This is a genomic window from Desulfobacula sp. (assembly GCF_021107415.1).
Map to the genome: position 1 here is coordinate 1 of NZ_JAIOSW010000388.1, position 14,070 is coordinate 14,070.

Genomic DNA, 14,070 nt, shown 5'->3' on the forward strand with positions numbered 1-14,070 from the left:
CCACCAAAAAAAGTATCTATCAGATTATAAACAAGCTGACTTTCAAACACAACCAGGCCATGTCCTCTTAGTGGGTCCATTCGAAAGACATGAAGGCTTGTGGGAACCGGCAGGCTTCTGACAAATTCAGAAAATTTCAATGTATCAAAAGGATTGGCACTGACATCCACGTTGGTTTGAAGCAAGGAAGATAAGGTTGCCCGCACTTCCCTTGAAAGCCTTTCATTGATAACGTCAAAAGTGGGCATTCTTGCCCGGACAACCGTATCCTGGCTGGTAAAATCATAGACAATGATACCCTCAACAGGCTCATCCGGTTTGGCAGCATCGGCTTCACTTTCTACTTCACCTGAATCCAATCCGTCTAATAGACTGTCTACTTCGTCCTGGGATAATATTTCACTCATAATTTGATCACTGCATTATAAAATATGTAAAATAAATGTTTCTAACCGTGGGCTTTGGAAAAATTGAGTTAATCCGCTTGAGCAAATTATATTTGAGTATAATTTTGCCTTCGGGATTCCTCAGCGCAAGCCAGGTCATCTCTTCTACCTGCCCTATGATTATTTTCCTGATCCTGTCCTCCATTGTATAAACCTGCTTTCTAAACCTGTGATCTGTTAATTCCAAAGACAGGTTCATACTGATCAAAGCCATGGTTGAGCCTGCCTTAAGTTGAATGTATTCAAACGGTTCAAGATCAATGATATCTTCAAAAACAACCTCATCTTCCCGGACCCGCATTTCTTGAATGTCATGCTGGGTGGCAATTGTGTTCCGGACATCTTGATCTTCTTTGGGGCTTTCTTTAAAGAAGACCAGCCAGGCTCCTATGACAAGACCCATTAACAGGACTAAAGATACGACAATGATAATGATTGCTTTTTTGGATCCAAAAATATGTTTTAAAAAACCTTTTCTTTTAGCAAGAATCTTTTTCTTTGAAGATTTATTTTTCACATCCTCAATTTCATCTGGGGAATCCTCCAAAGCGTCATCTAAAATATCTTCCATGGAGTCATCATCAAAATCGTCCTCCATCTCTTTTAAGATATCTTCAGCCAAAACAGCTCCTGATATTAATGGTTAAATATTATTATTGTATATTTGGAAAAGCAATCCTTGTGCCAAGAGCGTTATGTTTTTTATGTTTACCAATGTCACTGCGAAGAAGAACTCTTTAAATGCAAGTATAAATATACTGCACAAAATTTGCAAAGGATTTTAACAGATACTCTAAAAAATGGTATTGTTGTGAAATAAGAAGATTGTGATATAAAAAAGGATGTCAATAATATTAGAAACCGTCAGGATAGTGACGGTTTCTAATATTTAAACACGATTTATCGTTTCATTTGAATGACGGTCTGCATCATATCATCAACGGTTGTAATGGTTTTCGAGTTGGCCTGGAATCCCCGTTGATTGACTATCATGGCAACAAACTCTTCAGCAATATCCACATTTGACAACTCAAGAGAGTTGGGTGCAAGAGTACCCAAGCCGTTTTCACCCGGTTTGTTTGTGATGGCGCCACCACTGGCCCGGGTTTCCCTGAAAAGATTCCCGCCTTCGTTTGATAGACCAAAATTATTTAAAAACTTGGCAAGTCCAATGCGAAATAAAGGAATCAGCTGACCATTGGAATAGATACCGGTCATGATACCATCTGATGCAACGTCTACTCCCTGAAGGTCTCCAGCCGCATACCCGTCAGCATCCTGAAATATAGTTGAAGAAGATTTTGAGTATTGGGTTGTTGATAAGGAATCGTTGACAAAATTGATTCCATCATACTTTGTTCCGATGTTCAATTTAATATCGGTTTCAGTGGTCCCGAATTCACCGCCCAGAAAATCTGTTGTAAATTCAAAATACCCGGTTTTTTTGATATCTTCCTTTGGGGTTTCCGTCCAGGCTGTTGATCCTTTTATATCAAAGGATATAACACTTCTATCATTAAATGGATGCGTGCTTGGGCCAAATTTTAAAGCTTCATCAAAAGAAAAAACAATATCGTCCTTGTCTGTCTCGTTGCCGGACCCGTCCAGGTCAATCACTGCTCTATTTTGGTCACCTTTGAGTGTTGCATTCGCATATTCTGAAGATGCAATATTAGGATTCGTATTAAACATTAACGTATCGCCTTCGCCTATTGTACCCCCACCGGCTGTTGTATTGAATAATAAATCGGTAGTTGAGTCTTGATCGAAATCTATCCCGATTCCTGAGGTAGTTGCACCGGATGTAGTCAGAACTGCATTGGCATATTCTCTGGGAGATGTCGGATCAATATTAAAAGCAATAGTTTGACTGCCTGCAGTCGTTAACGTTGTTCCGAATGCGTATCTTATGGCAGAAGCCCCGGACGAGGTACCTGCAATATCATTTCTCTCCCAAACCTGCAATTGTACCTGAGTATTGTCACTTGATCCGGTTGTGATTACCAATCCTGTGGTTCCGGTGCCGGCACTGGCACTCCAGGCTGATCCATCCCAAGCAAGTGTAATTGTTGTTGCGACACCAGCAGTTGTTGCCGAAGCCACAGCACCCTGTGAGCCAGCTGTAACAATGCTCAACACCGGATCATTTTGCGGTAAAAACGAAAAAGTTTCATTTGCAAAGTCCTCTATCTTTAGGGGCATATTCCAGTCCCATGCAGTGGTCCTTGCATCATATCGCACGTTAATACCACTTGAAACCATCGTTAAGTCCTCATAATTTGAAATGGTGACAGAAGTAGTATCAACATTGGCCGAATCATTTGTAGAAACACTTGATACAAGTGTACCCGCAGAATTTGCAGTTAATGGATTACTCCAATACCAGGTTTCGGTTAAAGGATTCCAGATAATACCCAGATCTGACGAATCTTCAATCATAACCCCTGGATCATTAATTGCAAGATTTGTATTATCATTGGCTGTATCACCTGAGTAAGTCAACCCCTCAATCCCCTGGATATGAAGATCATTTTTATTATTTATATCAAATCCAATGGAGTCTGTTGCAACGGCAGGCTGTGCAAATTTAATCCTCAAATCCGGATCAACATCTGCTGCATCATCCGGGGTTAAAGTCAGATAAATATTCTGGTCATTGGAAAAAACAATCTTAGCATTTCCATAATTTGTCGGCAAGTCAACTGCTGTGATCAGTCCATCGTTATTAACATCAGTAAAATTCCATGAACTCCCGTCAAACTCAAGGCTGAATCCATAACCATCCATGGCTAAAGCATCATAATCCACGATTTCATAATCAACATCATCATTCGTATTCACACCATTGGCGGAAAAATTACCGATTCTACCTGTAAACTTACTCATGGTTAAATCAAGGATATCACCCGAGCTTTGAGAAAATTTAATGGTACCTCTTGCAAGAAGCCCCTTGGAATCTGAATTCTGTACCAGATTTCGATTATCCTCATCAGGATTCATGGTCACCATATATTCCCATTCTGTTCCGGATTTTTTATCATAAAAAATAGATATATCATGGGTACTTCCCAAAGCATCAAAGGCTTTTATGACAGTCTGATATTCGTAATTCCCAGCATCAATGTGGGTAGTTTCACCCGAATCCCATAAATTTGAAAGGACCACTGCCTTGGAATTTGCATCGGCATCAAGGTTGGTGATGGCTGTAATTTCTTCACTCTTTTTAGGGGGACTTGTAAACTCTGCAAGCACCAGATCTGTAATTGATCCCACATCATCCCCTGTTTCATCATCCAGGTTCCAGCCCTGGACAATAAAGCCTTCCGGGTTTACTAATTGCCCGGCCTTATCAAAAAAGAAATTACCGGCCCGTGTATAAAATGTATTTTCAGAATTTGACTGGCGCATAATAAAAAACCCGTCACCCCCGATGGAGAGGTCTGTCGTATTACCGGTGGACTCAAATGAGCCCTGATCAAAATTCTGCGACACACTTCCCACGGCCATACCACGCCCCATCTGATCCGCACCAGCTTGAGTGGCCACAGCCTCATACAGGGTATCTGCGAAGGTTATCCTTCCTCTTTTAAACCCAATGGTATTTAAATTGGCAATATTATTACCAACGACCTGTAAGGCATTGCCCATATTTTTCAACCCACTGGTACCTGTAAAAAGTGAACTTGATAAAGACATTATACCTCTCCTATTTTTTTAAACTCAACTTTGTTGATTATTATATTTAAGTGATTCTTCATTTTTAATTAATTGCCGTAATGGATGATATGGCAACCAGTCTTCCGGTATCGTTCAGTACAAGATATTGACTGCCATTCATGTATTTAATGCCTGAAACCTCTTCTGACAGGGGTGTTTTTGCAAATCCATCAGTAGTTTTAGCTGTATAATAATATAAGCCGTCAGATGCCTTATAACCTGTATCTGCAAGGCCATCCCATTCAACCTTATTTTCTCCGCCGGTTGTATCGTCAGCCAAAAGAGTAATCGTCCTGACCAACTCATCAAATATATCATATATCTTCAAAGTAACATCTTGTTGAGAATCCAGATTAAAGGTTAACTCTTTACCGGAAACTGTACCATCTTCAACCATAACAATGGGTTCATTGGTACTGATTGTTCTGCCAAGATAGCTTAAGGTGGACTCAACAGACCCTGATCCGTTGTTTTCTTCAACATTAACCACAGAGGTCAATGATTTGGGATCAAGAAGAAGCCCTTGAACAACCAGATAGGGTTTGCCGTTATTATACGCAACCCCATCGACCTCTCCGGTAACGGTTGAGGGTACTTCGACAAATCCAAAGCCGGAATTGGCCAGGACTGTATATTGATACGATCCGTCTGTAACAGCTTTACCACCATTATCCGTGCCATCCCAAGAAATAATATGAGAACCGGAATTCTGCTGCCCTTCATATAAAGTTTTAACAGTTTTCCCATTCGTATCCGTTATGGTGACCATGATATCGGCAGGTTGTCCAAGATTATAGAACCCACCGGAAACCGTTCCTTTATCAACATTCATTACATCTATATTACCGGTAACCTGTTTTCCGATATACCCGACAACATCACCTTCGGAATTCTGACTGAATGATTTGGCAAGACTGTCCATGGAGCCATTCAGATTGATCAGCTGTTCAAGTTGAGAAAATTGAGCAAGCTGGGCAGAAAAATCCGTACCATCCATTGGATTTAAAGGATCCTGATTCTGAAGCTGGGCCACGAGCATTGTTAAAAAAGCATCCTGTCCAAGGGCATCTTCTTTTTGAGTTTTCTCCTTTTCATTTGATTGATAGGAAGTGGTGATTTGATCAAGCGAACTGTTTCCAGTAGTTCCTGTGGATATAATAGACATGGATATCTCCTTTTATGCTACAAAATGAAGCGACCTGCCCTGGTTTACGGCATCAAGAAGGCTTATAAGGTCATTTTTCTCTTCACCGCTAACAGGGTCAAATGAGAGTTTTTCCCTGCTTCGATTTTGTTTGCCAAAATTTCCGGCCTGGTTCCTGGCATCTGCCATGGATTGCTTAAAGTCACTGCTCATATCAACCTCAACCCGTTCAAGATTCACACCGGAATTTGAAAGAACGGTCCGAAGTTCATTCACATTTGATATTAAGATTTCCTTTGCAGCAAGATTTTCAGTCATAATATTGACCTTCATGCTGCTCCCGGTATTGTCTATTGTCATCACAAGCCTTCCCAGTTCCGGGGGATTTAATTGAATCTTTAATATATTTTCACCCTGGTTAATGGCCCTGACAAGACTTTTGCTTACCTGATGAGTGACATAGGCAGGCAGATTTTTAAAAGATGATTTTGTTTTTAATACCTCTATACTGGATTGCATCTCGTTGATTTTTGCATCTGAGGTTAACATCTGGTTTTGATCTGAAAGCTTCCCACTCCCGGACTTCAATTGCTCTAAAAATTCTTTGCTCTCTTTTAACTGATCGTTCATATCAACAGTCCCTGTTTTCTTTCCACCCAAAAGAGACTCCATCTCTTTAAAAGCATTTTCCAATTTTATATCTGTTGGGTGTTTCACAGTATTGCTTTTGAGTGAAAACAAATCTTTCTTGCTGGCTTTATCCTTGCCTGGCACAAACAATTCACTCTTAACAGGAACAAACAATTCATTCTTAAACTGATCTCTTATCTGCTCATAGGAAAATTCAAAAGCCTGTATTTCCGGCGCTTTATTCTTAAACTCCAACCCTTTGAATAAGGCACTAAAAAGATCGAAAGGTTTTTCATTGGCAACAAACTTTTGATCATTATCACTTGGAACTTCAGTGGGGGCTTGCTGCTGTGATATCTTTTGACGCAATTTTTCAAGGGAACTGACAAATTCATCCAGGGTAAGCACTGATGGTTTAGACTCGTTTTGTTCAAGATCAAGCTGTTTAAACAGCATCTTAAAATTATTATCATCCTTCCGGGTTTGATAATGATCCTGGGTATAAAAAGACTGTTTCTGAAGTGTTTGAAGTTTCTGAATAATGACATCAAGACTGATGCCTTTTTCACCCTTGTCAGCTGCGCTTAAAATATCTTGAATAGTTTCCCGGGAGATACCCAGAGAGTTCAGAATGGATTCTATAAAAGGGATCGCTGATATTTCAAGAAAATTTTCATAAGAAGGCTGAGTTTCTAATTTTGCTTCAAGAGGAAGATCAAAAAGTTTATCCAAAAGATCATCCAGTGTCAGGTTTTTGTTTTCCAATTCTTCTGAAAGTCCGGCCATCAAGTCATTGATTTCACTCTCCTTGAACCCGGCTTTTAACAACATTTTCTTCAATGCTTCAATACCGTCGGAATCTATTGAGATATTTTTTAAATCTCCTTTTGACAGCATTAAAAATATATTTTTTAATGCCAAAACAAAACCAATCCCCTTTTCCCGGCTCAATTTTCCTGACAAAGACTCTATACTGGAATCTGCTATGGGTTGATCCAAATTTGCCTGAATTGATTTTGTCTGGTCCGATTGTATTTGGCCCGATTGTATTTGAAGGAGCACCCCATTTTCATGATGCTCTATTTTCTCAAGTGTTTTGCTTAAGTTTTCTGCAAACGACTGCTTTTGAGAACCCGCATCATTCCCATTAAACATCACTTCCCTGGGAAGATCCTGCTGAATCATGTTCGAAAACGAATTGTTAACATCTGCAAAAATAAAATCCATAAAACACCTATAAATAGTTTTCTTTGCCAGATAAAACAGCAATGATCATGCCATATATCCATCAATTATGGTTTAAGCTTACTATTCAATATGTTACAATTTTTTAAAATCGAATGAATTATTAATTTTATGATTTTTTGGAATATATTTCCCAACAGAATTAAATTTATAGGAAAATATTACCGGATGATGGGAAAGGAGAAATCAGTGTTATTGCATATGGATTTTAAACTTCCCTGTGGACCGTCAGGGGTGAGGTGAAACTTTGCCCTAAACCTCGCTGGACATCCGTGTCCGGCTCACAGGTGAAACAGCTGCTCCCGGCGTCGTGCCACACAGCTATCAGTGCCTGACCGAAAACCTGAAAATTTTTTCGAGTACAAGGCGGACGAAAATTTTAACCGGAGAAATACATTGAGTATTTCGAGGATTAAAATTTGAGCCCAACGCAGTAATCGGGAAAATTGGCGGTTTTCGTTCGGGCACTATTTATCCCGGTCAAAGTCCCACCTCACCCCTGACTATGCTCGAATCTCACTGAAATTTGGATATGATATTTATATCTATAAAAATTATTCTTGAAGAATGGCCGGGAATGATGCCCTTGGTCTATATAGTGGAATGGAAATTTCTATTTTGAGGAATCTCATATAGCATATATGTGGTATTACCCAAAATTTGTTTAACCTAAGCCCTATGAATACTAATCTCCCCCGGTCGAATTTTAATTGCAGTCACTAATACCAAAAGAAGTAAACGCCTTTGGATTAAAGGTCGACAGCGACTGTAGATAGACACAAAGCTCGCTTTTTTACTACCTGATAATGTCCTTCATCATATGATTCTTTTGTCTTCAGTAAAAAACTCATGGAATTTTGATTGATTTGGATCTTTTCCATGCATTTTAATTTTAGAATTATATTTACCTTGTACCACATTGTGTGATATACTAACGTCTCAATAGAGAACTAAGTAGAATCAAGCTGCTATCCTGTGCAGTTATTCTTATTTGCAAACGATCAATTGAGGGAGCATTAAAAAGGAGAGTGCATATGTCGATAAAATTTGAATGGAATGATTTATTCTCAGTTGATAACGGAGAGTTGGATAGCCAACATAAAGGCATGTTTGATTTAGCAAACTCAATTGAAAATGGTTTGGGTGAGGAGCAAATCAAGAAGAACATAATAGATCTCTACAAATATACCCGCGAGCACTTTGTGACTGAAGAACAGATGATGCGTAAGACAAAATACCCCAAGTTTGATGAACACCAACGATTGCACAAAGAGCTCATTGTGAAATTAGATAAAATAAGTACCAAATCATTTACTGAAGAGTCTGTCTTTTCTTTTATGACTTTTATATATGATTGGCTTACCCACCACATATTAGACAAAGATAAAGACTTCGCGCGCTTTGTACAAGATCACGGATAGGTTATAGTCACTAATGATTGTTGAATATGATTTTGTTAATTAATAAAACCATAAACTTTTCTTAAAATAACTTTCAACCTAAATGTAGGAGAAAGGCAAAATGACATTCAGGTCGCTCAATGAGTACAGGCAATCAATCACAGAAGATGATATTTACGAGGCGATGAAAAAAATACCTGGATATCTGGATATCACTCCTTCAGATTGTATGGAATTGTATCGGGTTGCTTTTGACCATGCCATATCAAAGCTAAAAAATGCCATAAAAGCAGACCAGATCATGACCAGAAAGGTCATAACTGTCAATGAAAATGCTACACTGATAGAGGTAGTTAAAAAAATGGCTGACAATGAAATTTCAGGTCTTCCAGTTTTGAAAAATGACCAAACTGTTGTAGGCATAATATCAGAAAAAGATTTTTTAAAAAGAATGAATGATGATAAGAAGCCGTCTTTTATGCGTGTTGTTTTACAATGTCTTCAAACAACCGGCTGTATTGCTGCTGATTTTAATAATCTTGTGGCTTCTGATATCATGTCATCCCCACCGTTAATGACATCGCCTCAAACACCCGTATTAGAGGTAGCCAATATCATGGATAAAAAAAATATGAATAGAGTTCCTGTTGTTGACGGTCAGTTAAAGCTGGTCGGAATTATTGCCAGATCTGATATTGTTCAGACCTTGTGTTAAGTGTCTATAAGTTAGGAGAGGTGCATTAATGTCATTTTTTAAAAAAATGAAGGGGGGTAGTCAAAGTCCTTCGGTAGTGAGTCTTTCCGAGATTATATGGTCGTGGCTTGGTGCTTTTTTAGGAATAACACCGGTCGCTTTTTTAAATTACAATATTTTTTATGGTAATGACCTAGTGTACATTATTGGATCTTTTGGTGCGTCAGCCGTATTGATATATGGCGCAGTAAGAAGCCCTTTAGCACAACCCCGGAACCTTGTCGGTGGTCACCTTGTTTCTGCGGTCATTGGTGTGATTGCCTATAAATTATTCTATCCATTTCCCTGGTTTGCATCTTCATTTGCCGTGGCCACAGCAATTGCGGTAATGCATGCCACCAAAACGCTGCATCCACCTGGTGGAGCCACAGCATTAATCGCTGTAATCGGAAGTGAAAAGATTCATGCCCTTGGTTTTTGGTATATATTAGTTCCGGTCGGAGTTGGTGTCGTCATTATGTTAATCGTTGCTCTAATAGTAAACAATCTGGCTAAAAACCGCCGGTATCCAGAATATTGGTATTAAGACAATTTAGATTTTCTATTTGGAATATTAAATTATGATAGAGGGTTAATGAAACCGTTAGCAAAATTAACAAGAGAACATGGCAATATACTTGAAGGCCTTGATTATCTTTCTAGGGCAAAGGATGCACTTGAGAAAAACAGGTGCCCTCCGAAAAAGTTCTTTGAATCTGCCGTCCTGTTTTTCAGGGAATATGCCGACAAATTCCATCACTATAAAGAGGAGTATCTTCTATTCAGCTTCCTTGCCAGGAATAAGGAAGGAGAAATTGACCTTGAAATGGGTTCTCTTCGATATCAACATGAACTGAACCGGGAGTGTATCGCTAAAATTGAAAAATCTCTCAACGGTTATGAAATGGGAAGTGAAATTGCGATTACAACACTTTTAATGCATCTTGCCGCATTTATCTCTATTCTAAGACGCCACATTTACAGAGAAGATCAATTATTTTTTCCAATGGCCGAAGCTGAATTATCTAAAAATGAAAAAGAGTCCTTACAGAATCAGTTTGACCAGGAAGAGGCTGCTGTAGACGGTAAAAGTATCATCCATAGAAGCCAGACGAGACTCCAGGAAATGGCTGCATTGATATCCGAGATATAAAATGATGTGTATGGGAAAACTATGATCAAAAAAAAAATAAATTGCTGGGAGTATATGGGGTGCGGTTTAGAACCAGGAGGGAAAAACAGTGCTGAAAAAGGAGTATGTCCAGCAGCTTCAGATCGGTCTTTTTCAGGTATAAATTCCGGTAAGAATGCCGGAAGGTTCTGCTGGGCTGTAACCGGAACCCATTGTGACAGCGAACGACAGGGCTGTTTTTCAGATAAACGAAAGCAATGCCATAAGTGTGATTTTTTCCATATGGTGGCCGCTGAAGAGGGAACACAGAATCTAAGGACTAAATTTTTAAGATTTGTACAAAGTTCTCAAGGCGAAAAATCTATCTTAAAAAATTTGAGTCTTAAAACCTTTCGTTCAGGTGACCGGTTTGTATTTCAAGAAAAAAAAACAGGAGAGGCATATATTATCCGGAAAGGGTCTTGCATTGTTCTGGTAGAAAAGAACGGTGAACTTCATCCAGTAGATCACAGGGGTGAGGGAGACATTGTAAACATGAGTGCTTTGTTTACAGGCGAACCGAGCATGGCCAATGTTGAAGCTGAAACCGAAATTGAAGCCTGGGTTATCAAAAAATCGGAGTTTGAGGCCATCCCGGAAAGTGACCCTGGACTTTGGAAGTTTCTAACGGAAATTGTTGCAGACAGGTTTGACTCCAAAAGACCAACCTCATATCGGACGATTGGGAAATATTTAGCAACCGATATCATCGGTCGGGGCGGATATAGTATTGTTTACAAAGGAATAGAAATTGCTACAAAAAAAAATGTTGCCATTAAAATGATCCGGCATCACATTGCCCTGGATTCTGATTTCCTCGAAAAACTCAGAAAGGAGGCAGAGATTATCAATAAACTATATCATGATAACATTATAAAAGTATTTGATATGGTGGAACGATATCGTACTGTGTTTATTATCATGGAATATCTTGAGGGAGAATCTATTTTAGAAAAAATCCAACAGGATAAAAAAATTGTCCCCCATTTTGCGATCAATTATCTAATACAGTCCTGCATGGCAATCGAATACGCTCACAACAAAAGCATTCTTCATAAAGATATTAACCCTGGTAACATTATGGTTCTAAATAATGGGAAAGTCAAACTGGTGGATTTTGGTCTTGCCTGCTATGTTCAGGATGATGATGAACTTTTTGACGGAGCCATCCCCTATCTTGCACCTGAATTGATCAAAGGAGAAGCTGCCAACCTGGAAAGTGAAATATATGCTCTAGGTATTTCAGCGTTTGAAATGGTTGCAGGAAAAAGACCCTATCCGGAAGAAAATCAATCAGCGTTTACCCGAATGCGTTGTGTTCAAGAAATCCCGGATCCATCACTGATTGTTCCAGAACTTCCTAAAAACCTTAAACAGTTTATAGTAAAAGCATGCCGGATAGATTCCAAGGAGAGGTATCCGAACATTGGCGAAGCCATTAAAGAGTTGAGGTATGAAGAAGATCAAATATCCTTAGGTATAAAGAATATAGACATTATTGCCCAAACCCATATTGGGCTTGTAAAACCCTCAAACGAAGATCGATATCTTGTCAGGACCATGGATGATAACGCCCTTCTTTTAGCTGTTGCAGACGGACTGGGTGGGAATGTTTCCAGTGATGTTGCAGCTGAAATTACGAAAGACAGGCTTTCCGGTCTGAAATATCTTAAACCAGGAAAGGAAGCTGAAGATCTTGATACTTTTGCAAGAGATCTTGATCTGATTATCCATAATAAAGCTCAGGCAGATTCCGGTTTGACATACATGGCAACAACCTTGGCTTGTGTTGTTCTCAAATCCGATATGATTCATTGGCTCAATGCAGGGGATAGCCGTTTCTATATTCTAAGGGACGATCAGCTGCTACAGATAACCCAAGACCACACTTTAGCCAGAATTCTTGTGGAAGAGGGACGGTTAAAACCGGAAGATGCTGATGAACATTGCTCAAGTAAAATACTGGATCAATGCCTGGGATACGGAATGTGCGACCCTGAAACCGGTAGTATCAGAGTAAAAAAGAACGATCTTATTATCTTAGCGACAGATGGCATGTACAAAATGGTAAAGGGAAAAACCATTCTACAAACCCTGAAGGCGAATACAACCTTGGAGGAAAAAATAGAGGCCCTGATGAATTCAGCTCTGGAATCAGGAGGAGAAGACGATATCACTTTAGTGATTGCCCATATTAAAGAAATCCTAACATAGAATAAATAACAGAGATTTGTCTTACGTTACCTTTTCTTCTTTTTGAACCAGGCTTGATCACCATAAAGCTTTTCCTGGCAGTCCTGACAAATACCGTGGCTGCAATGTGCGTCAGAATGTTTTTCTATAAATATTTCAATCTGATTCCAATATCCAATGAGCTGTGTTCAGAAAAATGTGAAGTATCAAGAGACGCTCAGGATCAATTTGCAGCCCAGTCATATATGAGAGCAATGACTTCAGTGGCTCAGGACCGATTTAAAGATGAGATTACACCAATTGCGATCCCACAGAGAAAAGGCGATCCAATTATTTTTGATACGGATGAATGCCCCAAAGATACAAATTTTGAATCTCTTTCAAAGATGAGACCTGCTTTTAAAAGATGGGGTGGGAACAGCTGGAAATGCATCCATTATTAGTGATGGGGCTGCAGCACTTGTTCTGATGAGTGAAAAGAAAGCAAAAGAACTGGGTTGTAAAATAATGGCTACGATCGGCTCCCAGGCATCCTATGGAATAGATATGAAGTATTTGTTGATGGCTCCGATTTATGCCATTCCCAAAGTATTGAAAAAAGAAGAGCTTACCATTTCAGATCTCGATTTGTTTGAAATCAATGAAGCATTTTCAGGAAGTTCGGCAGGCATCAACAAGGTGCTGGAACTTGATCCTGAGAAAGTGAATGTGAATGGTGGTAGCGTTGCGATAGGCCATTCCATTGGTGCAAGCGGCGCCAGGGTATTAACAACCCTATTATATGAAATGAAAAAACAGGATGTGACACATGGTCTTGCCTCTCTATGCTTGGGTGGTGGAGAAGCTGTCGCGTTGGTTGTTAACAGATGAACTGAAAAAATCTTATTTTAATAATTTATCTATAAATATATTACGGAGAAGTTTCCAAAAAGGAATTTGGTGATTTGTTTAATAAATCTGATTGTTTTACTCGCGAGTATATATGGTATTTATGTAGTGACGAGTAAAAATCAAAATAGGGGCAGGACTTCCGAAAGAAAGACTCAGGACTCCGAAGCTGGACTGCAACGACCACTATCGCGTGTTGAGCTCTCTTTTTGAAAATATCTCACAATACCACATCTGGTAGAGGCCAATCTTTCAGCCTTTAATGTGAAATTCATCTGGGGTAAACAGTTTCGCTTTTTTAACATAATCTAAGCTGAAAACTGAATTATTTTTTTATTAAAGAAGGTGAAGCTCCCCATAAACAAAATGTACCATCTATAGCTCATAGCACATGAATTGATGCCAAAATGATTATTGAATATCCATTTTAATGCCCGACGTCCAAAATTCATCTTCAATTTTTCTTACTCTTGAAATAATTGCTGTGCATGTTTTTGTGGTAA

General features: G+C 39.1%; 10 protein-coding genes and 1 pseudogene. 6 read left to right on the plus strand and 5 right to left on the minus strand.

Translation table 11 applies throughout. From position 1 onward, the window contains the following. The 5 genes from K8S13_RS19460 to K8S13_RS19480 form a co-directional block, all read right to left on the minus strand. The coding region (locus tag K8S13_RS19460; protein WP_367172756.1) for a flagellar motor switch protein FliM at positions 1 to 407 on the minus strand (407 nt) is incomplete at its 3' end. A gap of 7 nt (positions 408 to 414) precedes the next feature. Further along, positions 415 to 1,068 (minus strand): flagellar basal body-associated protein FliL, encoded by a 654-nt coding sequence (gene fliL / locus K8S13_RS19465; protein ID WP_291465167.1) that lies wholly within the window; start codon positions 1,066 to 1,068, stop codon positions 415 to 417. Positions 1,069 to 1,346: 278 nt separating this feature from the next. Beyond that, the gene (locus K8S13_RS19470; RefSeq protein WP_291465168.1) at positions 1,347 to 4,142 is read right to left on the minus strand and encodes a flagellar hook-basal body complex protein; all 2,796 of its coding nucleotides are present in this window, start codon (positions 4,140 to 4,142) and stop codon (positions 1,347 to 1,349) included. 64 nt (positions 4,143 to 4,206) lie between these two features. After that, positions 4,207 to 5,328 (minus strand): FlgD immunoglobulin-like domain containing protein, encoded by a 1,122-nt coding sequence (locus K8S13_RS19475; protein ID WP_291465170.1) that lies wholly within the window; start codon positions 5,326 to 5,328, stop codon positions 4,207 to 4,209. Between the two features lie 12 nt (positions 5,329 to 5,340). Beyond that, complete coding sequence (locus K8S13_RS19480; protein ID WP_291465173.1) at positions 5,341 to 7,164, minus strand: flagellar hook-length control protein FliK; 1,824 nt, start codon at positions 7,162 to 7,164, stop codon at positions 5,341 to 5,343. A gap of 1,052 nt (positions 7,165 to 8,216) precedes the next feature. Between K8S13_RS19480 and K8S13_RS19485 the strand changes: the two genes are divergently transcribed. The 6 genes and pseudogenes from K8S13_RS19485 to K8S13_RS19510 form a co-directional block, all read left to right on the plus strand. After that, complete coding sequence (locus K8S13_RS19485; RefSeq protein ID WP_291465174.1) at positions 8,217 to 8,603, plus strand: bacteriohemerythrin; 387 nt, start codon at positions 8,217 to 8,219, stop codon at positions 8,601 to 8,603. Between the two features lie 100 nt (positions 8,604 to 8,703). Next, on the plus strand, positions 8,704 to 9,297 hold the full coding sequence (locus K8S13_RS19490; RefSeq protein ID WP_291465175.1) for a CBS domain-containing protein: 594 nt from the start codon (positions 8,704 to 8,706) through the stop codon (positions 9,295 to 9,297). Positions 9,298 to 9,325: 28 nt separating this feature from the next. Then, entirely contained in the window at positions 9,326 to 9,862 is a 537-nt protein-coding gene (locus K8S13_RS19495) for an HPP family protein (protein WP_291465177.1), read from the plus strand. A 48-nt stretch (positions 9,863 to 9,910) separates the two neighbouring features. Further along, positions 9,911 to 10,468: a hemerythrin domain-containing protein gene (locus K8S13_RS19500; protein ID WP_291465194.1), complete on the plus strand. Its 558-nt coding sequence runs from the start codon at positions 9,911 to 9,913 to the stop codon at positions 10,466 to 10,468. 21 nt (positions 10,469 to 10,489) lie between these two features. Continuing rightward, a complete protein-coding gene (locus K8S13_RS19505) occupies positions 10,490 to 12,700 on the plus strand; it encodes a protein kinase (RefSeq protein ID WP_291465196.1) in 2,211 nt (736 codons plus the stop codon). Positions 12,701 to 12,834: 134 nt separating this feature from the next. Next, a pseudogene (locus K8S13_RS19510) lies at positions 12,835 to 13,549 on the plus strand (acetyl-CoA C-acyltransferase); the annotation flags it as partial. Positions 13,550 to 14,070: the final 521 nt, after the last annotated feature.